This is a genomic window from Streptomyces sp. NPDC096311, assembly GCF_044763085.1.
Lineage (GTDB): Bacteria > Actinomycetota > Actinomycetes > Streptomycetales > Streptomycetaceae > Streptomyces.
Genome location: NZ_JBIWFN010000014.1, coordinates 1 through 23,706 on the forward strand (window position 1 = coordinate 1; position 23,706 = coordinate 23,706).

The window sequence follows — 23,706 nt, forward strand, 5'->3', positions numbered from 1 at the left end:
CCTTGGCGGCCTGGAGGACCTTGGCGATGTCCAGGTAGCTGGTGGCGGGGGTGTCACCGCCCAGGGCGAACGCCTCGTCCGCCGCCCGGACATGCAGAGCGTCCCTGTCTGGTTCCGCATACACGGCAACGCTCGCGATCCCGGCATCCCGGCACGCCCGGGCCACGCGGACAGCGATTTCGCCACGGTTGGCGATGAGCACCTTGCGCACGATGGCTCCCTCCTTGAAACAAGCCGAGTTTAGGGACTGCCGACACGACCTTTCGACCCGTCCCCAATGGTGAGCTTGCCCACACGGAGCGTGATTCGAGGCTCGCTCGACCCGCGAGATCCCTTGTCACACCGCGGTACGCAGGAATCCTTGGCTGAACCCTAGCCCTCCTGTGTGGCCAAGGTCTCTGTGAGGCCGTGCTGCGACACACAGCGTTTCTTTGTGGAGTCCCTACGAATGGCCCAACGATTCTTTGCCCGCGGCCGAACCCTTGTCCCGGCGTTTACCCGTTAGTAGCGTTCGGGAGGTCTCGAACATACTTGGGGTAACAGCACTCGGAAGTGGGTGGGGACCGGTGGTGCGCAGACCGGTGGCGTGGGTGGCGGCGATCGTGCTCTTCGTGGAGGCGATCGGCATCGCGCTGCTGAACTGGTTCCTCGGCGTGGTCGTCGACCGCCAGGACATGTCTCTGGCGGGTCTCGACTCGGACATGATGTCCGTCTCGTCCAAGGTCGGGGGGCTGGTCTTCGGCCTCTACTTCGCGCTGTGCGGCGTCGCCGCGCTGCTCGTCGCGGTGCGCGACCGCGCCCCGGGCCTCTTCGGCCGCATCCTGCTGATCAGCGCCGCCGTGGTGCACGGTCTGCTCGGCGCGTTCACGGTGGGTCTGGTGGGCTGGGGCGCGTTCGTGTTCATGATGGTGGCGCTCGGGCTGATCGTGTTCACTCTGTTGGCCTTCGACCACGGCGCGGGTCCCGCCGACGCCGCGCCGGGCGACGGCGCGGGCGGCAAGGACGGCAACGGGGGCACGAACGGGGACCCGAACGGCGGTATGAGCGGCGGTACCGGGGGATCCCCGGTCACGGCGCCCCCGGCACCGAGCGCGTCCTGATCACTTCTCGCGCGGGGTCCACAACTCCGTGATGCTCACGCCCAGTTCGGCCAGCAGGCGGCGCACCAGCGGCAGGGAGATGCCGATGACGTTGCCGTGGTCGCCGTCGATGCCCTCGATGAAGGGGGCCGAGAGGCCGTCGAGCGTGAAGGCCCCGGCGACGTGGAGCGGCTCGCCCGAGGCGACGTACGCGGCGATCTCGGCGTCGGTCGGGTCGCCGAAGCGGACCACCGTGGACGCGGTCGCCGACGCGTAGCGCTTGGCGGCCGTGTCGTAGACGCAGTGCCCCGTCTGGAGGGTGCCGGCCCGGCCGCGCATCGCCTTCCAGCGCGCGGTGGCCTCCTCGGCGTCCGCGGGCTTGCCCAGTGCCTCGCCGTCCAGGTCGAGGACCGAGTCGCAGCCGATCACCAGGGCGCCCTGGACCTCGGTCCGGGCGGCCACGACGGAGGCCTTGGCCTCGGCCAGGGCGAGCGCGAGTTCGGCGGGGGTCGGGGCGGAGACGGCGTCCTCGTCGACGCCGCTCACGATGACCTCGGGGTCGAGTCCGGCCTGGCGCAGCAGGCCGAGCCGGGCGGGGGACTGCGAGGCGAGCACGAGGCGGCGGCGCGGCTGATCAGTCATGCGGTCAGGGTATCGGCGTGGGCGTGTCGTCCCCCGTCGCCCTGACTCATCTCGCGCCGATCACATCACTCCGAGGACGATCATCGCGAGCAGCATGGCCAACGCCATGAGAAGGCCGAGTCGCCGCAACATCTCCTGCATGTCGCGAAGTTCCTTGGGCGGCTCGTTCTCCGGGTCGGACCACAGCATGCCTTCGATCGTGCGGCGGCGAGGACGCCGACCGCCTGAGTACGCGTACTCAACTTGCCCGCGACCCGATTAAACGGGTCCAGGGTTCCTTTAATGCGCCCTCGCCTGCTACGGTCATGTCAGCTACTAAAGGAACTCTGGTCCCTTTTAGGGAGGCAGCTGCCGTGTTCACCACCGTCTGGACCGCATCGCCCCAGCTCCCCGCCGTGGGCTTCACCCCCAACTGGTCCCAGGAGGGCTTCTGGCACCAGTCCCTGCGCCAGGTCGTCCGCATCGGGGCGGGCGGCGGCCGGGTTCGTATACGGCTGTCGAACGCGTACGGCAGCTCGCCGCTGCGGATCGCGGGAGCCACCGTGGCCCGTGCGGGCGAGGGGGCCGGTGTCGAGCCCGGCTCGCTGCGGCGGCTCACCTTCGAGGGGGCCGGAGGCGTCGAGATCCCGGCGCGCGGACAGGTCGCCAGCGACCCCGCCGAACTCGCGGTTCAGGCCCTGGAGTCCGTGACCGTCACCCTGCACCTCGACGCCGTCACCGGGCCCGCGACCTTCCACGCCCAGGCCTTCGCGACGAGCCACCGGGGTGAGGGCGACCGCCTCGACGACCTCGGCGGCGACGGATTCGGCGAGACGAGCGAGTCCTGGTACTTCCTGTCGGCCGTCGAGGTCGACGCGGACCGTAGGGACGGTGTCGTGCTCTTCGGGGACTCCATCGTGGACGGGTTCGGCTCGACGCCGGGCGCGAACCGCCGCTGGTCGGACGCGCTCGCCGAGCGCACGGGGCGGCCCGTTCTGGGCGCGGGCATCGGCGGGAACCTGCTGCTGAACGACTCCGCCTGGTACGGGGAGAAGGGCGTCCGGCGGTTCGGGCGGGACGTTCTCGACCAGGCCGGGGTCGAGGCGGTCGTCGTGCTGCTGGGGCTCAACGACATCGGGTTCAGCGAGACGGACGAACAGCCGACGTACAAGCCCGCGCCGGTGGTGGAGGCCGATGAACTCATCGACGGGTACCGGGAGTTGATACGGCAGGCTCGCGGGCGGGGGCTGCGGGCGATCGGGGCGACGCTGCTCCCCTTCGGGGGGTCCGATCACTGGGGGGAGCGGGCGGCGAAGGTGAGCCGTGAGGTGAACGAGTGGATTCTCGGGGCGGGGGAGTGGGACGCGGTGGTGGACCTCAACGAGGTGCTGGCCGATCCGGGGGATCCGGATCGGCTACGGGGTGTGTACGACTTCGGCGATCACCTGCACCCCAATGACGCCGGGTACGAGGTGATGGCCGAGGAGGTGTCGGGGTGCTTCTAGGCGGGCCAGTACGTGCGCGTCCATGCCGTGGGTCCCGGCTGGGGCAGGTGCTGGGCGGCTATGCGGGACGGGTCCGACCAGGAGTCCCGGCTGCGGGGCGCGCCGGGTGGCGTGGTGGCCGCCGCGGCGCGCGCTCGGACCACCGCCAGAGCGGCGGCCAGCTCCTCCGGGGTCGGATTGCCCCGTACGACCTTGATCGTCATGTCTGCTCCCAAGGGTCCGGGGTTCTAGAGCGGGATGTTGCCGTGCTTCTTCGGAGGGAGTGATTCCCGCTTCGTACGCAGCTGACGCAGGCCCCGTACGACGTGGGAGCGGGTGTCGGAGGGCATGATCACCGCGTCGATGTAGCCGCGCTCGGCCGCCGTGTAGGGGTTGAGGAGGGTGTCCTCGTACTCCTGGATCAGGCGGGCCCGGGTGGCGTCCTGGTCGTCGGCGGTGGCGATGGTGCGGCGGTGCAGGATGTTGACCGCGCCCTGCGCGCCCATCACCGCGATCTGGGCGGTCGGCCAGGCGAGGTTGAGGTCCGCGCCCAGGTGCTTGGAGCCCATGACGTCGTAGGCGCCGCCGAAGGCCTTGCGGGTGATGACCGTGATGAGCGGGACGGTCGCCTCGGCGTAGGCGTAGATCAGCTTGGCGCCGCGGCGGATGATGCCCGTGTGCTCCTGGTCGACGCCCGGGAGGAAGCCGGGGACGTCCACGAAGGTGATGACGGGGACGTTGAAGGCGTCGCAGGTGCGCACGAAGCGGGCCGCCTTCTCGGACGCGTCGATGTCCAGACAGCCGGCGAACTGCATCGGCTGGTTGGCGACGATGCCCACCGGGCGGCCCTCGACCCGTCCGAAGCCGGTGAGGATGTTCGGCGCGAACAGCGCCTGGGTCTCGAAGAACTCGGCGTCGTCCAGGACGTGCTCGATCACCGCGTGCATGTCGTACGGCTGGTTCGCGCTGTCCGGCACGATCACGTCCAGCTCGCGGTCCTCGTCCGTGAGGGCGAGGTCTGCCTCCTCGGGGAAGACCGGGGGCTCACTGAGGTTGTTGGACGGCAGGTACGACAGCAGCTGCTTGACGTACTCGATGGCGTCCTTCTCGTCGCCCGCCATGTGGTGGGCCACGCCCGACACCGCGTTGTGGGTGCGCGCGCCGCCGAGCTCCTCGAAGCCGACGTCCTCGCCCGTCACCGTCTTGATGACGTCCGGCCCCGTGATGAACATGTGCGAGGTCTGGTCGACCATGACCGTGAAGTCGGTGATCGCGGGGGAGTACACCGCGCCGCCCGCGCAGGGGCCGACGACGAGCGAGATCTGCGGGATGACACCGGAGGCGTGCGTGTTGCGGCGGAAGATCTCGCCGTACATGCCGAGCGCGCTGACGCCCTCCTGGATGCGGGCGCCACCGGAGTCGTTGATGCCGATGACCGGACAGCCGGTCTTCAGCGCGAAGTCCATCACCTTCATGATCTTCTGGCCGAAGACCTCGCCCAGGGCACCGCCGAAGACGGTGAAGTCCTGGGAGAAGACGGCGACGGGACGGCCGTCGACCATGCCGTAGCCGGTGACGACACCGTCGCCGTAGGGCCGGTTGTTCTCCATGCCGAAGTCGGTCGAACGGTGCTGTGCGAACTCGTCCAGCTCGACGAACGAGCCCTCGTCGATCAGCAGCTCGATCCGCTCACGGGCCGTCAACTTGCCCTTGGCGTGCTGCTTTTCGACAGCGCGTGCCGAGCCGGCGTGCGTCGCTTCCTGGACGCGGCGCCGCAGGTCCGCGAGTTTGCCCGCGGTCGTGTGGATGTCGGGGTGGTGCAGCTCTTCCGGCTCGGACATCGGGATGCGGCTCCCTGCCTGCTCAGTGCGAATATGAGGGTGATGTGCTCAGGGGGTTGCTACTGACTCGTAGGGTAGTGGTGCCGATACCGTTCGGCAGTGCGGCGTTTACCACACCTAGGGTGGGTTGCATGACGCCGCGAGATGCTTCAGACGCGAACGACAACCGGTGGTCCGACCTGGACCGTCCACCGCTGAACGGGGCCGCCCTGCGCCGGGCTCTCGTCCGCGAGGGCGGGCTCTGGGGCGATGTCCGGATCGTGCCGCGCACCGGGTCCACCAATTCCGACCTCGTGGCCCTCGCCACGGACGAGAAGGCCGACGAGGGCGTCGTCCTCGTCGCGGAGGAGCAGAACGCCGGGCGGGGCCGTCTGGACCGCCAGTGGACGGCACCGGCCCGCTCGGGCCTGTTCTTCTCCGTGCTGCTGAGGCCCACCGGGGTACCCGTCGAGCGCTGGGGCTGGCTCCCGCTGCTCACCGGGGTCGCGGTGGCCACGGCCCTGTCCCGGGTGGCGGGGGTCGACACGGCGCTCAAGTGGCCCAACGACCTGCTGGTCACCGTGGGCGGCGAGGAACGCAAGACGGGCGGCATCCTCGCCGAGCGCGCCGGGAACGACGCGGTCGTCGTCGGCATCGGAATCAACGTCACCCTGCGCGAGGACGAACTCCCCGTGCCCGGCGCGGGCTCCCTCGCCCTCGCGGGCGCCACGACCACGGACCGTGACACCGTGCTGCGGGCCGTCCTGCGCTCCCTGGAGCAGTGGTACGGGAAGTGGCGGGACGTGGGTGGCGACCCCGCCGCCTCCGGTCTCCAGGAGACGTATGCCGCGGGATGCGCGACCCTCGGAAGGGTGGTGCGTGCCGAACTGCCCGGCGACACGTCGATCACCGGGGAAGCGGTGGCGGTCGACGGGGACGGGCGTCTGGTCCTGGCCACGGAGGAGGGCGTACAGCAGCCGGTGGGAGCGGGAGACATCGTCCATCTGCGGCCGGCGTGAGCCGAGGAGGCCGGCGGACCGTACTCAGCGGTGGGGCCCGGAACCGATCGCGGTGCCGAGCTCCGGCCGGGCGTACGAGTCAGGAGTGAGCCAGCGCACACCTGCCGTAGAGTTGAGCGCGGTCGATACCTGACCACGGCAGATCGGAAGGGCAGCAGGCGTGACCGTCGACGACACGGGCTCCGGCACGGGTGCATACCCCGCCCCCGACGGTGAGCCGGGGCGTACCGCCGGGCCGGTCGCCGACCCGGCGCCCGCACGCGTCGACACGAACGGTGACATGGCCGGCGAGAAGACCGCCGGGCCGAGCGGTGAGACGACCGGGCCGACCGGGCCGAGCGGTGAGACGACCGGGCGGATGGACGGACAGAGCCGCTTGGACGCGCAGAACCGGATGGACGAGGAGTCCGTCGACTCCGGCGAGGACCCCCTCGCGCTGCGCCTCGAAACGCTCATCCTCGGCGCCGAGCGCCGCTACACCCCCTTCCAGGCCGCGCGCAGCGCAGGCGTCTCCATGGAACTGGCCTCGCGTTTCTGGCGGGCCATGGGCTTCGCCGACATCGGCCAGGCCAAGGCGCTGACCGAGGCCGACGTACTGGCGCTGCGGCGCCTCGCCGGTCTCGTCGAGGCGGGCCTGCTGAGCGAGGCGATGGCTGTCCAGGTCGCCCGCTCCACCGGGCAGACCACGGCCCGCCTGGCCGAATGGCAGATCGACTCCTTCCTGGAGGGCCTGACCGAGCCCCCCGAGCCGGGCATGACGCGCACCGAGGTCACGTACCCCCTGATCGAGCTGCTCCTGCCCGAGCTGGAGGAGTTCATCGTCTACGTCTGGCGGCGCCAGCTCGCCGCCGCGACCGGCCGCGTCGTCCAGGCCGGCGACGACGAGGAGATGGTCGACCGCCGCCTCGCCGTCGGCTTCGCGGACCTCGTCGGCTTCACGCGGCTGACGCGCCGGATGGAGGAGGAGGAACTCGGCGAGCTCGTCGAGGCCTTCGAGACCACCTCCGCCGACCTGGTGGCCGCGCACGGGGGGCGCCTCATCAAGACCCTCGGGGACGAGGTGCTGTACTCCGCGGACGACGCCGGGATCGCCGCGGAGATCGCTCTGCGCCTCATCGAGACGATGGCCAACGACGAGACGATGCCGGAGCTGCGCGTCGGCATCGCCTTCGGCACCGTGACGACCCGCATGGGCGACGTCTTCGGTACGACGGTGAACCTCGCCTCGCGGCTCACGTCGATAGCGCCACGGGATGCCGTCCTGGTGGACGGCGCCTTGGCGGAGGAACTGATCCGCACCGGGGACGCGCCCGCCTCCGAGGCGGAGGCCGCCGAGGCCGCGGCCGCCGCGGAGAAGGAGGGCGAGGAGCCGCCCGTCTACCGCTTCGCCCTCCAGCCGATGTGGCAGCGCCCCGTCCGCGGCCTCGGCGTGGTCGAACCGTGGCTGCTGGCCCGTCGGAACGGCGACCAGCCGTAGGCCCTGTTTCCCTCAATGGCCTCCGGCGGGGCCCGCCAGATCGTTCACACAGATGCCGACGATCGGCACGCACAGACCCGGCGGGTTCTGGGTGGGCGCCGGGGCCGGGGCGTGGGTGGTGGGACTCGGGTCCGGCGGACGCTGCGTGTGTGGCTGCGACGGTACGACGATGGGCGCGGTCGGGATGCCGGTCGTGTCCGGCACGCTCGCCACGGGGGCGCTCGCCCGGGCGGACGGGATCGTCGCCGTCGCCGAGGGTGAGGCGGCCGTCGACGGTGCCGTGGGCGCCGGGCTCACGGCCGAGGCCGAGGTCGCGCTCGCCCCGCCCTGCGCGCCGGTCGGGCCCGGGGGCGCCGGATGCGCGGAGGGCACGGCCCAGACGGTCGGCGCGGCGTCGAGAGCCTCGCCCGTGGCGACCCCGGGCCTCGGCTCTGCCTCCGTGTTCCCGCTCCCGCTCCCGCCGCCGACCACCGACTCCGGTGCCATCCGCGCCAGACTCAACGCCCCCGCGGCCAGCGCGAGCCCACCCACGGCGAACAGCGCCCGCCGGGGCCGCGGTTTACGGTGCCGCCCCCGGCCGCCCCGCTCCGGGAGCGGACCGACCGCCTCGTCCTCCACGAGGCCCGTGGAGGCGCCATCGGCGGCTGCGGGGTCTGCCCCCGGGCGACCGGCCGACACGCGACCGGCCCCCGCGGGGCGCGACACACCGCGGGTTGCCGCGGCGCCGGGTTCACGCGTCGCCGCGGGGACCGGTGCGCGCCAGGCCGGGGGCAGGGAGTACGGGGTGCGTGGCGTGTCCGTCGGTGTTCTCGACGGCCTCGTCATGTCTGTCGTCGTGCCGTTCGTCATGGTCATCCCTCCCCGATGTGCCCGCGCCCCCCGAAGCACCGGGCGGTGCGCAGGTTATGCGCGTTTTGGGGGCGTGGGGCGGGAGTTGGGCGGGATGTCACTCGAACGGGGAGTGCGGGCGCGGGGAAGGGAGGTGGCGGGTTTCGCCGGGCGGAGGTGGCTGCGATGATCGGAGGCATCGGGAGTTAACCCGCGTTAACCGTTCACCGGGAGGGTGTCATGGCGGAGCAAGGGGACGAGCGGCGGTTCGGGGAGTTCGTCGTCGTACGGCGGCACGCGTACGTCGCGGAACTCGCCCTCGACCGGCCGAAGGCCATGAACGCCGTGTCCACGGACATGGCCCGCTCCATCGCGGCCGCCTGCGAGGCACTCGGCGGCGAGCGCGACGTACGGGTGGTCGTGCTGACCTCCACCGCCGAGCGCGCCTTCTGCGTCGGCGCCGACCTGAAGGAGCGCAACTCCTTCAGCGATGCCGACCTGGTCCGTCAGCGCCCCGTCGCACGGGCCGCGTACACCGGCGTCCTGGAGCTGCCCATGCCGACGATCGCCGCCGTGCACGGGTTCGCGCTCGGCGGCGGGTTCGAGCTCGCCCTGTCCTGCGACCTGATCGTGGCCGACCGTACGGCGGTGCTCGGGCTGCCCGAGGTGTCGGTCGGGGTGATTCCCGGAGGCGGCGGCACGCAGTTGCTGCCGCGGCGGGTGGGGGCGGCCCGCGCGGCCGAGCTGATCTTCTCGGCGCGGCGGCTGGAGGCGGGCGAGGCGAGGGAGCTGGGCCTCGTCGACGAACTCGTGGACGCGGGCCAGGACCGCGGCGAAGCCCTCGCGCTCGCCGCCCGCATCGCCGCCAACTCCCCCGTCGGCCTGCGCGCCGCCAAGCGCGCGCTGCGGCTCGGGCACGGGCTCGACCTGCGCGCGGGCCTGGAGGTGGAGGACGCGGCCTGGCGGTCCGTCGCCTTCTCGGGGGACCGCGCGGAGGGAGTCGCCGCGTTCAACGAGAAGCGCCCGCCGCAGTGGCCGGGGGAGTAGCCCCACGCTTCCCGGCACCCTCCGGCCGGTACGGCCGCTCGGACCCCTGTTCGCCTCACCAATATCCCGAATCGTCGTGAATATCCCTAGCCTGGAGTGATGGGTGAGGACAGACGGCTGAGGGCTGTGGTGGAGCTGGCGCAGGGGATGGCGGCGGCACGCACCCCGCGCGAGTCCTGGCGGGCCGCGGCGCTCGGCGCCTGCCACGCGCTCGCCGGGAGCTTCGCCGCGCTCTCCGTGTGGGAGCGCGAGCTCGGCCGGCTGCGGGTCCTGGCGAACGTGGGCGAACGCGCGCCGGACGAGGAGGAGTTCCCGGACGGCGAGGCCTACCCCGTGCACCAGTTCCCGGAGATCACCGAGTTCCTGCACGAGCGCTGGGCCGGGGGCGGTGGCCCGAACGCCTGGGTGGAGACCGCCGCCGGGCCGGCGGCCGGCCCCGTCGGCTACTGCCACCAGAGAGTCGCCGCCCTGCGCCGGCGCCGCCGCGGCTGCTGCGTCGTCGCCCCGATCGTGCTGCACGGACGGGCGTGGGGCGAGCTGTATGTGGCCCGCCCGGTCACGGCACCCGTCTTCGACCGGGCCGACGCGGACTTCGCGACCGTGCTGGCCTCCGTCGTCGCCGCCGGACTCGCCCAGACCGAGCGCCTGGAGGAGGCCCGGCGCCTCGCGTTCACGGACGCCCTCACCGGACTCGCCAACCGCCGCGCGGTCGACGTACGCCTGGACGAGGCCATCGAGCTGCACCGGCAGGAAGGGGCCGCGGTCAGTCTCGTCGTCTGTGACCTCAACGGACTCAAGAACGTCAACGACACCCGCGGGCACGCCGTCGGCGACCGGCTCCTGGAGCGGTTCGGATCGGTGCTGTCGCTGTGCGGGGCGATGCTCCCGGGCACGCTCGCCGCCCGCCTCGGCGGTGACGAGTTCTGCCTGCTCGCGGTCGGCCCGCCGGCCGACGAGGTCGTCCGCATCGCCGACGAACTGTGCCGCCGCGCCGCCGAGTTGGAGCTGGGGGAGGGGGTGGCGTGCGGGGTCGCCTCGACCGCGGACCCGATCGGTCCGGTGCGCTCGGCGCGGCGGCTCTTCCGGCTGGCCGACGCCGCCCAGTACCGCGCGAAGGCCGTGCGGGCCGCGAAGCCCGTCGTCGCCGGGCGCGAGGGCCCCGACGACCCGGTCGTGCGTCTCGCCGACGCGCCCTCCCCGGCGCGGGGCGAACGCCGCCGCTTCCGAGGGCGCCACGAGCACCCTCGTCCCTGAGTCCGCGCGGGCGTGTGTGACGTACGTCGAAGTAAGGGGTCAACCGCCCACCCACTAGTGACATCATCGAATTCACTGCGTACGCTCCTGAATATGGATATGCACACTGTGGTGGTGGGGACGTCCGGAGTGACCGCGTCCGACGTACTCGCCGTGGCGCGCGGCGGCGCCCGGATCGAGCTCTCCGAAGAGGCGGTGGCGGCCCTCGCCGCGGCCCGCGAGATCGTGGACGCGCTGGCTGCCAAGCCGGAGCCGGTCTACGGCGTCTCCACCGGGTTCGGCGCCCTCGCGACCCGGCACATCAGCCCGGAGCTGCGCGCCCAGCTGCAGCGCAACATCGTCCGCTCGCACGCCGCCGGCATGGGCCCGCGCGTGGAGCGCGAGGTCGTCCGCGCGCTGATGTTCCTGCGTCTCAAGACCGTCTGCTCCGGGCACACCGGTGTGCGGCCCGAGGTCGCCCAGACCATGGCCGACATCCTCAACGCCCGGATCACCCCGGTCGTCCACGAGTACGGCTCGCTCGGCTGCTCCGGCGACCTGGCCCCGCTCTCCCACTGCGCGCTGACACTGATGGGCGAGGGTGACGCCGAGGGACCCGACGGTGTCGTACGGCCCGCGGGCGAGCTGCTCGCCGAGGCCGGCATCACCCCCGTCGAACTGCGCGAGAAGGAGGGCCTCGCCCTCCTCAACGGCACCGACGGCATGCTCGGCATGCTGGTCATGGCCCTCGCCGACCTGGAGACGCTCTACAAGTCGGCCGACGTCACCGCCGCGCTCTCCCTCGAAGCCCTCCTCGGCACGGACAAGGTGCTCGCCCCCGAGCTGCACGCCATCCGCCCGCACCCGGGACAGAGCGCCAGCGCCGCCAACATGCTCGCCGTGCTGAAGGGCTCGGAGCTCACCGGCCACCACCAGGGCGACGCCCCGCGGGTCCAGGACGCCTACTCCGTGCGCTGCGCCCCGCAGGTCGCGGGCGCCGGACGCGACACCCTCGCGCACGCCCGGCTCGTCGCCGAGCGCGAGCTCGCCTCCGCCGTGGACAACCCGGTCGTGCTGCCCGACGGCCGCGTCGAGTCGAACGGCAACTTCCACGGCGCCCCGGTCGCCTACGTCCTCGACTTCCTCGCCATCGCCGCCGCCGACCTCGGCTCGATCGCCGAGCGCCGTACCGACCGGCTGCTCGACAAGAACCGCTCGCACGGTCTGCCGCCGTTCCTCGCGGACGACGCGGGCGTCGACTCGGGTCTGATGATCGCCCAGTACACCCAGGCGGCGCTGGTGAGCGAGATGAAGCGCCTCGCCGTACCGGCGTCCGCGGACTCCATCCCCTCCTCCGCCATGCAGGAGGACCACGTCTCCATGGGCTGGTCGGCCGCGCGCAAGCTGCGCACCGCCGTGGACAACCTCACCCGTATCCTCGCGATCGAGCTGTACGCGGCCACCCGTGCGATCGAACTGCGCGAGGGCCTGACCCCCGCCCCCGCCTCGCAGGCCGTCATCGAGGCCGTCCGCGCGGCCGGCGTCCAGGGGCCGGGCCCCGACCGCTTCCTCGCCCCGGACCTGGAGGCGGCGGACGCGTTCGTGCGCGGCGGCCGGGTGGTGGCGGCGGTGGAGCCGATGACCGGACCGCTGGCCTGACCGGAGCGCCTTCGGGCCGCCGCTGTCACAGGGGCGGCCCGAAGTGTGCTACTGTCTCATTGATACGTTTTTGGTACCCATTTACTTTGTGCGCCTGATCGGAATCCTCCGCAGGCGCGTTTTGTTTTACCGGCATCTCCGGCTTTTCCCGGTGCATCTCCGGATTGGGGCCCTACCTATTCAGGAGAAAAACATGGCAACTGGCACCGTGAAGTGGTTCAACTCGGAAAAGGGCTTCGGCTTCATCGAGCAGGACGGCGGCGGCCCCGACGTCTTCGCCCACTACTCCAACATTGCCAGCTCCGGCTTCCGTGAGCTGCTGGAGGGCCAGAAGGTCTCGTTCGACGTCGCGCAGGGCCAGAAGGGCCTGCAGGCGGAGAACATCATCCCCGCCTGATTTCGGGGACGCGCTTTTCCAGAGCCGGGGCCCGCACCTTCGGGGTGCGGGTCCCGGCTCGTGCTGTGAGTGCTTGTCAGTTGCGAGCGCTGTGCGTGCAGTCCGTGGGGCCCAGGAAGGAAATCCAGATCCAGCATGACTCGATCCGAACGTCCCGTCCGTAAGCGGCCGGCAAACGCACGAGGTGGCGCCCAGACCGGCGGCTTCGCGAAGGGCGCGGGCCGCGGCGGCGGCCGTGGCACCGGCAAGGGTCCGGCCCGCAAGGCCGTGGCGCCGCAGGAGTTCTCCCTGCCCGAGACCATCACCCCGGCGCTGCCCGCCGTCGACTCCTTCGACGCGCTCGACATGCCGGCGGCCCTCACCAAGACCCTCGCCGCGCAGGGCGTCACCGAGCCCTTCCCGATCCAGGGCGCGACGCTGCCCAACTCCCTCGCCGGACGCGACGTCCTCGGCCGTGGCCGCACCGGATCCGGCAAGACGCTCGCCTTCGGACTCGCCCTGCTGGCCCGTACGGCGGGTCGCCGGGCGGAGTCGAAGGCGCCGCTCGCACTCGTCCTCGTCCCCACGCGCGAACTCGCCCAGCAGGTCGACGACGCGCTCACGCCGTACGCCACCGCGGTCAACCTGCGCGTGGCCACGGCCGTCGGCGGGATGTCGATCGGCCGGCAGGCCGGCACGCTGCGGCGCGGCGCCGAGGTGCTCGTGGCCACCCCCGGGCGGCTCAAGGACCTCATCGAGCGCGGTGACTGCGTCCTCGACCAGGTCGCGATCACGGTTCTCGACGAGGCCGACCAGATGGCCGACATGGGCTTCATGCCGCAGGTCACCGCGCTGCTCAAGCAGGTCGAGCCGGGCGGTCAGCGACTGCTCTTCTCGGCCACGCTCGACAAGAACATCGACCGGCTCGTGAAGATGTTCCTCACGGACCCCGTGGTGCACTCCGTCGACCCCTCGGCGGGTGCGGTGACCACCATGGAGCACCACGTGCTCCACGTCGCCGACGAGACCGACAAGAAGGCCGTCGCCCTGCGGATCGCGGCGCGCGACGGCCGGGTGATCCTCTTCGTCGACACCAAGCGCGGCGCCGACCGGTTCACCAAGCGGCTGCTCGCGAGCGGCGTCCGGGCGTCCGCGCTGCACGGCGGGCGCAGCCAGCCGCAGCGCAACCGCACCCTGGACCAGTTCAAGAACGGTCAGGTCACCGCGCTCGTCGCCACCAACGTCGCGGCGCGCGGCATCCACATCGACGACCTCGACCTCGTGGTCAACGTCGACCCGCCGACCGACCACAAGGACTACCTGCACCGCGGCGGACGCACCGCACGGGCCGGTGAGTCCGGCAGCGTCGTCACCCTCGTACTGCCCGAGCAGCGGCGGGAGATGACGCGGCTGATGGCCGACGCCGGCATCACCCCGCGCACGGCGCGGATCGCGTCCAGCGACGAGGAGCTCGCCCGCCTCACCGGCGCCCGTGAGCCCTCCGGCGTCCCGGTCGTCATCGAGGTGCCGCAGCCGGCCGAGCAGCCGAAGAAGCGGTCACGGCCGCGGGTCGGGGGCGGGGCGAGGCGTCCGGCCGGAGCGGGTTCGGGTGCGGGCGCGGGTTCGGAGTCGCAGGGCCGTCAGCCGCGGCGTACCGCCGGCGGTACGGCCGGTGGCGGCACGGGTGGCGGCGGTACGGGGGGTGCGGGTCGCTCCGGTGGCCGTGGGCGTGCCCCGCAACAGCAGCGGCGTACGGAGCGTGGCGGGCAGGGCGGCGGGCGTCGCGCGGCGTAGCCAGGTGAGTATCTGCCGGTTCGGTGGGGGCTGGTCGCGCAGTTCCCCGCGCCCCTGGGAGCACGCTCCCAGGGGCGCGCCGGCCAGGGGCGCCGGAACTTCTCAGTAGTCGAAGTTGCCCAGGAAGCCCGGGTCGATCTTGTCGAGTTCCAGGCCGGTGCCTCGGTGGAGGTCCATGAGATCCGACATGTGGATGGCGCGACGGCGGGCCGCGGGAAGGTCGCGGCGGTTGGCGGCCGTCCACAGGACCGGGTCGAAGGTGATCCCGTGGGACCCCGGCATGGGCCCCGTCTCGGCGCGCCAGCCGGGCCAGCGCAGGGTGTCGTAGAACTGCTCGATGCCGTCTTCGTCCAGGAGCCAGTTGAGCCAGTCCGCGTGGCCCACGCCGAGCGCGTCCCAGCGCAGCGAGTCCGGCGCGAAGTACAGCACCTCGCCGGGACCGCCGGGGCGGCCCGCCTGCGCGGGGTCGGGTCCGTTGACCACGAAGACGCCGCCGAGGACGTCATGGGCGATGACGAGTCCGCCCTCCGGCCGCCACGCCGGATCGAACCGCTCGGGGAGGTCGTTGACCTCGGCGAAGCTCGGCGTTCCCGCGGGCGCGTCGTCGTCGGGGCTGCCGTAGATGCGCAGCCAGCCGCTGTCCAGCAGCACCCCGCCGCAGTTGAGCACGAAGGAGCCGAGCCAGGAGCGCGCGGTGAGTTGCAGTTGCAGCAGGGATCCACGGGCCTGCGCCGGGTCTGCCGGCAGCACATCCATGGACACCCTGCTGTGGGAGATCGCCTCGGAGAGGAGCGCCCACGCGGGCTCCTCGACATCAGTCAGCTCGGTCAGGTCTCGCATGGGTATCCCGTGGGTTCCGGGCCGGAGCGTCGCGCTCAGAAGGCCGCCGTGCGCTCCCGGCGCACCGAGTAGGTCACAAAGCCGGCGCCGAGGCCCAGGAAAAGGGTTCCGCCGACGACGTACGGCGTCGTGTTGACGCTTCCGGTATCGGCGAGCCGGGTCCCGCTGTCCTGCGACCCGGTGGTGTCGGAGCCTGTGTCGTTCGCTCCGGCGTCGCTCGCATCGGCGGCGCCCGACTGGGTGTCGCCCGACTCCGTGGAGACCTGCACCGCGGTTCTCGACGCGGTGTTCGTCGACATGTTGCTGTGCTGAGCAGGCTTTTCCGGGGTCGCGTTGGCGGACGGGACGAACCACAGGGCCCCCAGAAGGGTTCCCGCTGCGGTGGCGGTCAGCAACGAGCGACGAGCGGCGGACACGTAATATCGATCCCCTTGTGGCGCTGGCGAATTGGCCGTGTGGGCCGATGCTAATGAAAGGCGCGGGTCGTGGGAAAGTCGCGGGAGCCACGGGCCGTACGCTCCGTCTCATGAGTACTCCTGAGACATCACGATTTGTCCGGCTTCGCGTGGAGCTGGTGTTGGAAGTCGACGACGCGGACGCCGTCACCAAGGCCGCGTTGCGTCGCATCGCGGACGACTCCGGCATGCCGGCCGACGAGCGGACGCACGCCGAGAATGCAGTGACGGAAGACACTGCCGAGGCCCTGGCCTATCTCGTAGACCCGTTCGACCTGGTCAGCGAGGTGCCCGGGGTCGATCTCGCCCAGGCTTCCTGGAGCAGCGAGCCGATCGACTACGACCCCGATTCGCCGGAATGGGACCTCGACGAGGATGATGGCGACGAGGATGACGACGAGGAAGTCGGAGTCGGCTGACGCCTCTTGGGGAAAACGTGACCCCGGGTGGCAACCGCTGCCCGGGGTTCTGTCGTCTCCGACGGCGCACCGGCCACCTCCGCACCAGAATTCGGTCCGGCAGTCGGTAACCACTCGATCGGGGTCCGTCGGCTCGGGGCGAGTCGGTTGACGCCGTGGACCGGCGTGGTGTTACCCACGCCTCGGACGTATGCGGAATGGGATGAACCGGTCGTAGCGTTGATGTTCGAACGGGGCTCATGTGGTTCCAGGTGATTCGGCAACGATGGAGAAGCGTGTGATGACGGACAGTAAGCGGCGCAAGGGTCTGACGGCCGCGTCCGCTCTGCTCGGCGGAGTGCTGGTGCTCTCTGCGTGCAGCAGCGGGAACGGCAGCAAGGCCAGTGCCTCGGACGGCGAGACCTCGCAGGCCCAGGCCGATGCGGCGGCGGCCAAGAAGAGCTCCCAGGCCCAGATCAAGATCACGCCCGCGGACGGTTCCGACAACGCCTCCATCAACAACGCCGCGGCGGTCACCGTGAGCAAGGGCACGCTCAAGGCCGTCACCATGACGACCGAGTCGGGCACGCCGGTGTCCGGTCAGATATCCGCCGACAAGAAGAGCTGGAAGCCCGCCTCCCAGCTCGAGCGGGCCACCACGTACAAGGTGGCCGCCGAAGCCACCGACTCCGCGGGCCTCGTGGCCCACGAGAACGCCTCGTTCACCACGGTCTCCGCGGCCAACAGCTTCATAGGAAACTTCACGCCGGAGGACGGTTCCACCGTCGGTGTCGGCATGCCGGTCTCGATCAACTTCAACAAGGCGATCACGAACAAGGCCGCCGTGCAGAAGGGGATCACCGTCTCCTCCAGCAGCGGCCAGGAGGTCGTCGGCCACTGGTTCAATGCCAACCGCCTCGACTTCCGGCCCGAGGACTACTGGACCGGCGGCTCCACCGTCACCCTCAAGCTCAACCTGGACGGCGTCCAGGGCGCGAGCGGTGTCTACGGCGTGCAGCAGAAGACGGTCACCTTCAAGATCGGCCGCAACCAGGTCTCCATCGTCGACGCCAAGACCAAGACGATGAAGGTCACGCAGGACGGCAAGACGATCAAGACCATCCCGATCTCCGCGGGTGCGCCGGACCACACGACGTACCAGGGTCAGATGGTGATCTCCGAGAAGTTCAAGGAGACCCGGATGGACGGCTCGACGGTCGGCTTCACGAAGAACGACGGCAAGGGCGAGTACGACATCAAGGACGTCCCGCACGCCATGCGTCTGTCGAACTCCGGCACCTTCATCCACGGCAACTACTGGGGTGCCAAGTCCATCTTCGGCGCGGTGAACACCAGCCACGGCTGTGTCGGTCTGTCCGACACCAAGGGCGCAGGCGACCCGAGCACGTCGGCTGCCTGGTTCTACAACCACTCGCTGATCGGTGACGTCGTGGTCGTCAAGAACACCGGCGACAAGACCATCGCCCCGGACAACGGCCTCAACGGCTGGAACCTGGACTGGGCGGCCTGGAAGGCCGGTTCGGCCGCCTAAGCGCTCCGCTGGAAGTACCGGGATGTGCCGTCGATCGTCTGCGGCGCCCTCGTGGCTGGTCGCGCAGTTCCCCGCGCCCCTTCAGGGCGCTGCCGAACCGCAGCGGACTTCGCCCGACCCGCTTAGTCCGGCCGTACCACCCTCGTTCGCCGATGGCGGCGGTGACCCTCATGGGGCGCCGCCGCCATCGGCGTTCTCACAGCCTTCAGGGACCGCCCACAGGTGAACTTCCGGTCTGCCACAGCCTTCTCATCCTTCTCTTATGCGGGGCTTATCGCGCCATCACGCGCCGTACCTAGCTTTCCGCCATGTTCTTCACCTACCTGAGGCGCGAACTGCGCCGCCGCAGGAAGGCGGCGCTCGTCGTCGCCTCCGGACTCGCCCTGGGCATCGCCCTGGTCATCGTGGTCAGCTCCGTGTCGTCCGGCATGGAGAAGGCGCAGGGCAAGGTCCTCCAGTCGCTGTACGGACTGGGTACGGACATGACCGTCACCAAGGCGGCGGCGCCGGCGACGAGCACCAGCCAGCGCCCGCGCTTCAACTTCGACGCGAACGACAACGGCTCCACCAAGGAGCAGAGCAGCGACCGCGTCATGGTGCAGGGCTTCCAGACCCTGGCCGCGTCCACGGTCACCAAGGTCGACTCCCAGAAGGGCGTCGCGGACTCCGTCGGCGGACTGAGCCTCCAGGTCATCAGGATCAACGGCCAGTTCACGCGGGGTCAGTTCCAGCAGAACCAGAACGGCGGCACCGGCCAGGGGGGTGGGCGCCCGAACGCCCAGCAGTCCCCGCAGGGCCGTGTCGAGGGCGGCGGCGCCAACTTCGACGTCAACAACTACTCGGTGTACGGCACCGACGTCACCAAGCCCGCCCTCGGCCCGCTGACCTCCTCGAAGATCACCAGCGGTCGTACGTTCCAGACGTCCGAGACCGATGCCAAGGTGGTCGTCGCCGACGTCTCGTACGCCAAGGAGAAGAAGCTCAAGGTCGGTTCCACCGTCACCATCAAGAGCGTCAAGTACAAGGTCATCGGCATCGCCACGCCCGACAGCGGTGACGCGGCGGCCAACCTCTACATCCCGCTCAAGCAGGCGCAGACGCTCAGCGGCTCCAAGGACAAGGTCACCACGATCTACGTCAAGGCGTCGGACTCGCAGCAGATCTCCAGCGTGAAGAGCACCATCCAGAAGAACATCTCGGGGACCACGGTCACCACCTCCGCGGACCTCGCGTCCACCGTCTCCGGCTCCCTCTCCACCGCCTCCAGCCTCGCGTCGAACGTCGGCAAGTGGCTGTCCATCGCGGTGCTCGTGGCCGCGTTCCTGGTCGCCGGCCTGCTCACCTCCTCGGCCGTCTCCCGGCGCGTGCGCGAGTTCGGCACCCTCAAGGCGCTCGGCTGGAAGTCGGGCCGGGTGACCCGGCAGGTCGTCGGCGAGGCCATGGTCAACGGTCTGGTCGGCGGCGCCCTCGGTATCGCGATCGGCCTCGCGGGCGCCTACGTCGTCACCGAGATCAGCCCCACCCTGCAGGCGCAGGTGGGCGGTTCGGGCGGCGGCGGAGGCCAGGGCGGCCCCGGTGGCGGCGGTGGCGGCTTCGGCGGTCCCGGCCGACAGGCCGCGGCCAAGGCCCTCGACGTCGGGCTCACCGCGCCCGTCAGCCTCGGCACCATCGTCGGCGCGGTGGCCCTCGCCATCACCGGTGGTCTGATCGCCGGCGCCTTCGGCGGCTGGCGCGCCTCCCGACTCCGCCCCGCGGACGCCCTGCGCCGCGTCGAATAGGCCCAGCCACCTCATCCAGGAGTTGCACCATGTACGAACTCAGAGGCGTCACCAAGCGCTACACCCGGGGCAAGGAGACGGTCGACGCGCTCGCCGGGGTCGACCTGACCATCGCGGACGGCGACCGGCTCGTCATCCAGGGCCCCACCGGTGGCGGGAAATCCACCCTTCTCCAGATGCTCGGCGGTCTTGACCGGCCCACCGCGGGCAGTGTCGAACTCGACGGCACGGACATGGCCAAACTGTCCGAGGCGAAGCTCACCAAAGTGCGCAGCGAGAACATCGGATTCGTCTTTCAGAGCTTCAACCTGATTCCCACGCTCACCGCCCAGGAAAACGTGGAGACCGCCCTCGTGCCCCTCGGTGTGAAGGTGAAGGAACGGCGGCAACGGGCCGCCGACGCACTGGAGTCGGTGGGACTCGCCGAGCGGCTCGGGCATCTGCCCGCCGAGCTCTCCGGTGGCCAGCAGCAGCGTGTCGCGATCGCTCGTGCCCTGGTCAAGCAGCCGAAGGTGCTGCTCGCCGACGAGCCCACCGGCAACCTCGACGAGTCCATGCGTGACGAGATCATGGAGGTGCTCGAGGCCATGTGGAAGGAGCACGGGCTCACTTTCATCATGGTCACGCACGATTCCTCGATCGCGAAGAAGGCCCCGCGCCTCGCGACGATTCGCAAGGGGAAGATCTCCGTCAAGGAAAACGCGGGTGCTTAAAGAAGCGCAAAAGGAGCGTGCGGGGGCTTAGCGGAACAACTCCGTCAACTCTTCACCCTCGCCCCGCTATTGAGGGGGCTATCACCCCCCGGGCATACTTGCGTATTCCGGGGGGTGTACGTGCATGCGTACGAGGCTTCCCCCGACCGGATGAACGGGGATTCGTCCGGACCTGATCTCCAGGGGGAGACTTGCGCAGACAAGTGAAAAGAGCGTGCGCGGCGACCATCGCGATGGCGGCGTCCGTGGCACTGGCGGCGGGTATGACCAGCCCGGCGTCCGCGCGGGCGGAGCAGCGCACGGCGGGCGTGTCCGCGGCCGGGAAAGCGGCCGGGATCACGGCCAAGCACCGCATCACCCTCATCACCGGTGACCGGGTGGTCGTCGACGCCAAGGGGCGCGTCGTCGGCTTCGAGCGGGCCAAGGGCCGCGAGCACGTGCCCGTGCAGATCCGCAAGGCCGACGGCCACACCCTGGTGGTGCCGGCCGACGCCCAGGCGCTCATAGCCGGCGGCAAGCTCGACCGGCGGCTCTTCGATGTCACCGAGCTCAACAAGGCGGCGGTCCGCAAGTCCCAGCAGCGGGGCCTGAAGGTGATCGTCGGCTACCGAGGAGCCGCGGCGGCCGCCAAGGCCGACGTGCGCGACGCCGGCACGCTCCGCAGGAGCCTGAAGGCCCTGAACGCGGACGCGGTGCAGACGCCGCAGCGGGACGCGGCCGAGCTGTGGTCCGCGGTCACCGACGACGGGAAGACGGCCTCCGGCATCGCGCACGTCTGGCTGGACGGCGTCCGCAAGGCGAGCCTCGACAAGTCCGTGCCGCAGATCGGCGCCCCCACGGCATGGGCGGCCGGATACGACGGCAAGGGCGTCAAGATCGCCGTCCTGGACACCGGCGTCGACGCGAGCCACCCGGACCTCAAGACCCAGGTGATCGAGTCCAAGAACTTCTCCACCGCCGCCGACGCCACCGACCACTTCGGCCACGGCACCCACGTCGCGTCCATCGCGGCGGGCACCGGCGCCAAGTCGGGCGGCAAGTACAAGGGTGTCGCGCCCGGCGCGAAGATCCTCAACGGCAAGGTCCTCGACGACACCGGCAGTGGCGACGACTCCAACATCCTCGCGGGCATGGAGTGGGCGGCCGAGCAGGGCGCCGACATCGTGAACCTGAGCCTGGGCGGCCAGGACACCCCCGACATCGACCCGTTGGAGGCCGAGGTCAACAAGCTCTCGGCCGAGAAGGGCATCCTCTTCGCGATCGCGGCGGGCAACGAGGGCCCCGAGTCGATCGGCTCCCCCGGCAGCGCGGACGCCGCGCTCACCGTCGGCGCCGTCGACGACCACGACAAGCTGGCGGACTTCTCCAGCACCGGCCCGCGCGTCGGCGACAGCGCCATCAAGCCGGACGTCACCGCGCCCGGCGTGGACATCACGGCGGCGGCGGCCCCGGGCAGCCTCATCGACCAGGAGGTCGGCGAGAAGCCCGCGGGCTACCTGACCATTTCCGGTACGTCGATGGCGACCCCGCATGTCGCGGGCGCTGCGGCCATCCTCAAGCAGGAACACCCGGACTGGACGTACACCGAGCTCAAGAGCGCGCTGACGGGCTCCGCGAAGGGCGGCACGTACACGCCGTTCCAGCAGGGTTCGGGCCGGATCGCCGTCGACAAGGCGATCAAGCAGACCGTGCTCGCCGACCCGTCGTCGGTGAGTTTCGGTGTCGCGCAGTGGCCGCACACCGACGACACGGCGACGACCAAGCAGCTGACGTACCGCAACCTCGGTACGAAGGACGTCACCCTGACCCTGGCGATCTCCGCGACCAACCCCAAGGGCCAGGCGGCTCCGGCGGGCTTCTTCGCGCTCGGCGCCAAGACGCTCACCGTCCCGGCGGGCGGCAAGGCCGCTGTCGACGTCACCACGAACACGAAGCTCGGGGGCACCCTCGACGGCGCGTACTCGGCGTATGTGACGGCGAGCGGCGGCGGCCAGGCCGTGCGCACGGCCGTCGCGGTCGAGCGCGAGGTGGAGTCGTACGACGTCACCCTCAAGTACGTCAACCGCGCCGGTGAGACGCCCACGCACCTCACCGACCTGGAGGGCTACTCCGGCGTCGGCGAGGCCCGGGACTACACGTCGCAGAGCACGGCCGACACCGCGACCCTGCGTGTTCCCAAGGGCAAGTACGTGCTCAACTCCCTCTTCGTGAAGGACCTGGTCGAGGCGAAGGGCGGGGTCGACTGGCTGATCCAGCCCCGGCTGAGCGTCACCAAGAACACCACGGTGACCCTCGACGCCCGTACCGCCAAGGGCGCCGACATCACGGTGCCGGACGCGGGGGCGAAGCCGCTGTCGGCAGTCGTCAACTACTTCGACGACGCCACCGGCCTCGGCACCGGCATCGGCCTTGCCTCCTTCCAGGACGTGCGCGTGGCGCACGTCGGCCCGGCGGTCTCCTCCGGCCTCTTCCAGAGCTGGTCCGGACAGTGGACCAAGGGTGCGGGCACCGAGTACGACACCTTCACCGGCACCAGGACCACCAAGCTCCAGGGCGCGCACGTCAAGCACTACAAGGCGAGCGAGCTGGCCAAGGTGAAGGCCAACCTCGGGGCCGCGGCCTCCGGCAAGACGGGCGCGGTCACCGCGTACGGCTTCCTGCCCGACGACGACAGCATGAGCGTCGGGGTCCCCCAGACGCTGCCGGCCTCGCGCACGCTGTACGTGTCGACCGGTGAGAAGGTCCAGTGGGCGTTCGACCTGGAGCAGGACGCGGGCGTCGACGCCACCGGGACCCCGATCATCGACGCCTACTACACGGACGACTACCCGCAGACCTTCAAGGCGGGCAAGAGCTACACGAGGACGTACAACACGGCCGTCTTCGGTCCGAAGATCAACGCGGACTACGGCGTCTTCCGGGACGGCAACAGCATCTCGGGCTACCTGCCGCTGTTCGCCGACGGGAGCGGTCACCCCGGCTCCTCGCTGTACACCTCCGTGACGACGACGCTGTACCGCAACGGCGCGAAGGTCGGCTCGAACGACGACCCGCTCGTGGGGATGAAGGAGTTCAAGGTCCCGGCCGCCGAGGCCACCTACAAGCTCACGACCTCGGTCAAGCGCACGGTGAAGGTCGCCGCGGCCTCCACGCGGATCGACGCCAGCTGGACCTTCAAGTCCAAGAAGGCCGACTTCGCGAAGCTGCCCACCTCCACGGTCCGCTTCAACGCCGCCACCGGCCTCGACAGCCGTGTCGCGGCCGGCAAGACGGTCACGATCCCGGTCTCCGTGCAGGGCTCGGCCGCGGGCAAGAACCTCAAGTCGCTGTACGTCTACGTCTCGTACGACTACGGCCAGACCTGGAAGATGCTCAAGGTCAAGAACGGCAAGATCACCGTCAAGAACCCGGCGAAGGGGAAGGGCATCTCCTTCCACGCGAAGATCACCGACAAGCAGGGCAACAAGTCGACGGTCTCGATCTACAACGCGTACTACGGAAAGTGACCGCCAGTACGTAGCCGAGGCCGGAGT

General features: G+C 70.6%; 22 protein-coding genes. 14 read left to right on the forward strand and 8 right to left on the reverse strand.

The window, feature by feature from the left end:
- Positions 1 to 211: biotin carboxylase N-terminal domain-containing protein (locus ACIRA5_RS31925; RefSeq protein ID WP_351655348.1), on the reverse strand; the 211-nt coding region annotated here is incomplete at its 3' end.
- 355 nt (positions 212 to 566) lie between these two features.
- Here ACIRA5_RS31925 and ACIRA5_RS31930 point away from each other — a divergent pair.
- Positions 567 to 1,100 carry a hypothetical protein gene (locus tag ACIRA5_RS31930; protein WP_403696581.1) on the forward strand — a complete coding sequence of 178 codons (534 nt, stop codon included), beginning with the start codon at positions 567 to 569 and terminating at the stop codon, positions 1,098 to 1,100.
- On the opposite strand, the gene ACIRA5_RS31935 is transcribed toward ACIRA5_RS31930, so the two are convergent.
- Positions 1,101 to 1,721: a Maf family protein gene (locus ACIRA5_RS31935; protein ID WP_403696584.1), complete on the reverse strand. Its 621-nt coding sequence runs from the start codon at positions 1,719 to 1,721 to the stop codon at positions 1,101 to 1,103.
- A 60-nt stretch (positions 1,722 to 1,781) separates the two neighbouring features.
- Positions 1,782 to 1,910, reverse strand: a complete 129-nt coding sequence (mmpB, locus tag ACIRA5_RS31940) for a morphogenic membrane protein MmpB (RefSeq protein ID WP_096239832.1) — start codon at positions 1,908 to 1,910, stop codon at positions 1,782 to 1,784.
- 164 nt (positions 1,911 to 2,074) lie between these two features.
- On the opposite strand from mmpB, the gene ACIRA5_RS31945 reads away from it, so the two are divergent.
- The gene (locus ACIRA5_RS31945; protein ID WP_403696587.1) at positions 2,075 to 3,205 is read left to right on the forward strand and encodes an SGNH/GDSL hydrolase family protein; all 1,131 of its coding nucleotides are present in this window, start codon (positions 2,075 to 2,077) and stop codon (positions 3,203 to 3,205) included.
- Here the strand turns inward: ACIRA5_RS31945 and ACIRA5_RS31950 are convergent.
- Positions 3,202 to 3,408: an acyl-CoA carboxylase subunit epsilon gene (locus ACIRA5_RS31950; protein WP_403696590.1), complete on the reverse strand. Its 207-nt coding sequence runs from the start codon at positions 3,406 to 3,408 to the stop codon at positions 3,202 to 3,204. The two genes, ACIRA5_RS31945 and ACIRA5_RS31950, sit on opposite strands and share 4 nt — an antisense overlap.
- 24 nt (positions 3,409 to 3,432) lie before the next feature.
- The gene (locus ACIRA5_RS31955; protein ID WP_352049762.1) at positions 3,433 to 5,025 is read right to left on the reverse strand and encodes an acyl-CoA carboxylase subunit beta; all 1,593 of its coding nucleotides are present in this window, start codon (positions 5,023 to 5,025) and stop codon (positions 3,433 to 3,435) included.
- A 131-nt stretch (positions 5,026 to 5,156) separates the two neighbouring features.
- Between ACIRA5_RS31955 and ACIRA5_RS31960 the strand changes: the two genes are divergently transcribed.
- Together ACIRA5_RS31960 and ACIRA5_RS31965 are read left to right on the forward strand one after the other, a co-directional pair.
- Positions 5,157 to 6,023, forward strand: a complete 867-nt coding sequence (locus ACIRA5_RS31960; RefSeq protein ID WP_403696593.1) for a biotin--[acetyl-CoA-carboxylase] ligase — start codon at positions 5,157 to 5,159, stop codon at positions 6,021 to 6,023.
- A gap of 160 nt (positions 6,024 to 6,183) precedes the next feature.
- A complete protein-coding gene (locus ACIRA5_RS31965) occupies positions 6,184 to 7,500 on the forward strand; it encodes an adenylate/guanylate cyclase domain-containing protein (RefSeq protein WP_403696596.1) in 1,317 nt (438 codons plus the stop codon).
- 12 nt (positions 7,501 to 7,512) lie between these two features.
- Here ACIRA5_RS31965 and ACIRA5_RS31970 read toward each other — a convergent pair whose 3' ends face one another.
- Positions 7,513 to 8,349 carry a hypothetical protein gene (locus ACIRA5_RS31970; protein WP_403696599.1) on the reverse strand — a complete coding sequence of 279 codons (837 nt, stop codon included), beginning with the start codon at positions 8,347 to 8,349 and terminating at the stop codon, positions 7,513 to 7,515.
- Positions 8,350 to 8,568: 219 nt separating this feature from the next.
- Here ACIRA5_RS31970 and ACIRA5_RS31975 point away from each other — a divergent pair, with 219 nt between their 5' ends.
- From ACIRA5_RS31975 to ACIRA5_RS31995, 5 genes are all read left to right on the forward strand, one after another.
- Entirely contained in the window at positions 8,569 to 9,375 is an 807-nt protein-coding gene (locus tag ACIRA5_RS31975; protein ID WP_097286015.1) for an enoyl-CoA hydratase/isomerase family protein, read from the forward strand.
- 99 nt (positions 9,376 to 9,474) lie between these two features.
- Entirely contained in the window at positions 9,475 to 10,629 is a 1,155-nt protein-coding gene (locus tag ACIRA5_RS31980) for a diguanylate cyclase domain-containing protein (protein ID WP_403696603.1), read from the forward strand.
- Between the two features lie 99 nt (positions 10,630 to 10,728).
- Positions 10,729 to 12,267 carry a histidine ammonia-lyase gene (hutH, locus tag ACIRA5_RS31985; RefSeq protein WP_403697212.1) on the forward strand — a complete coding sequence of 513 codons (1,539 nt, stop codon included), beginning with the start codon at positions 10,729 to 10,731 and terminating at the stop codon, positions 12,265 to 12,267.
- A 193-nt stretch (positions 12,268 to 12,460) separates the two neighbouring features.
- Positions 12,461 to 12,664, forward strand: a complete 204-nt coding sequence (locus ACIRA5_RS31990) for a cold-shock protein (RefSeq protein ID WP_028803001.1) — start codon at positions 12,461 to 12,463, stop codon at positions 12,662 to 12,664.
- A gap of 135 nt (positions 12,665 to 12,799) precedes the next feature.
- Complete coding sequence (locus ACIRA5_RS31995) at positions 12,800 to 14,437, forward strand: DEAD/DEAH box helicase (RefSeq protein ID WP_403696606.1); 1,638 nt, start codon at positions 12,800 to 12,802, stop codon at positions 14,435 to 14,437.
- Between the two features lie 102 nt (positions 14,438 to 14,539).
- On the opposite strand, the gene ACIRA5_RS32000 is transcribed toward ACIRA5_RS31995, so the two are convergent.
- Positions 14,540 to 15,277 carry a DUF2625 family protein gene (locus ACIRA5_RS32000; RefSeq protein ID WP_403696609.1) on the reverse strand — a complete coding sequence of 246 codons (738 nt, stop codon included), beginning with the start codon at positions 15,275 to 15,277 and terminating at the stop codon, positions 14,540 to 14,542.
- Positions 15,278 to 15,312: 35 nt separating this feature from the next.
- Positions 15,313 to 15,693: a cell wall protein gene (locus tag ACIRA5_RS32005; protein ID WP_403696612.1), complete on the reverse strand. Its 381-nt coding sequence runs from the start codon at positions 15,691 to 15,693 to the stop codon at positions 15,313 to 15,315.
- Positions 15,694 to 15,803: 110 nt separating this feature from the next.
- On the opposite strand from ACIRA5_RS32005, the gene ACIRA5_RS32010 reads away from it, so the two are divergent.
- The 5 genes from ACIRA5_RS32010 (at position 15,804) to ACIRA5_RS32030 (ending at position 23,679) form a co-directional block, all read left to right on the forward strand.
- Positions 15,804 to 16,151, forward strand: a complete 348-nt coding sequence (locus ACIRA5_RS32010) for a hypothetical protein (protein ID WP_054234746.1) — start codon at positions 15,804 to 15,806, stop codon at positions 16,149 to 16,151.
- A 265-nt stretch (positions 16,152 to 16,416) separates the two neighbouring features.
- A complete protein-coding gene (locus tag ACIRA5_RS32015) occupies positions 16,417 to 17,682 on the forward strand; it encodes an Ig-like domain-containing protein (RefSeq protein ID WP_403696615.1) in 1,266 nt (421 codons plus the stop codon).
- A 308-nt stretch (positions 17,683 to 17,990) separates the two neighbouring features.
- Positions 17,991 to 19,460: an ABC transporter permease gene (locus tag ACIRA5_RS32020; RefSeq protein WP_403696618.1), complete on the forward strand. Its 1,470-nt coding sequence runs from the start codon at positions 17,991 to 17,993 to the stop codon at positions 19,458 to 19,460.
- A gap of 29 nt (positions 19,461 to 19,489) precedes the next feature.
- Positions 19,490 to 20,173 carry an ABC transporter ATP-binding protein gene (locus ACIRA5_RS32025; RefSeq protein ID WP_075032373.1) on the forward strand — a complete coding sequence of 228 codons (684 nt, stop codon included), beginning with the start codon at positions 19,490 to 19,492 and terminating at the stop codon, positions 20,171 to 20,173.
- A 203-nt stretch (positions 20,174 to 20,376) separates the two neighbouring features.
- The gene (locus ACIRA5_RS32030) at positions 20,377 to 23,679 is read left to right on the forward strand and encodes a S8 family peptidase (RefSeq protein ID WP_403696621.1); all 3,303 of its coding nucleotides are present in this window, start codon (positions 20,377 to 20,379) and stop codon (positions 23,677 to 23,679) included.
- Positions 23,680 to 23,706 lie beyond the last annotated feature (27 nt).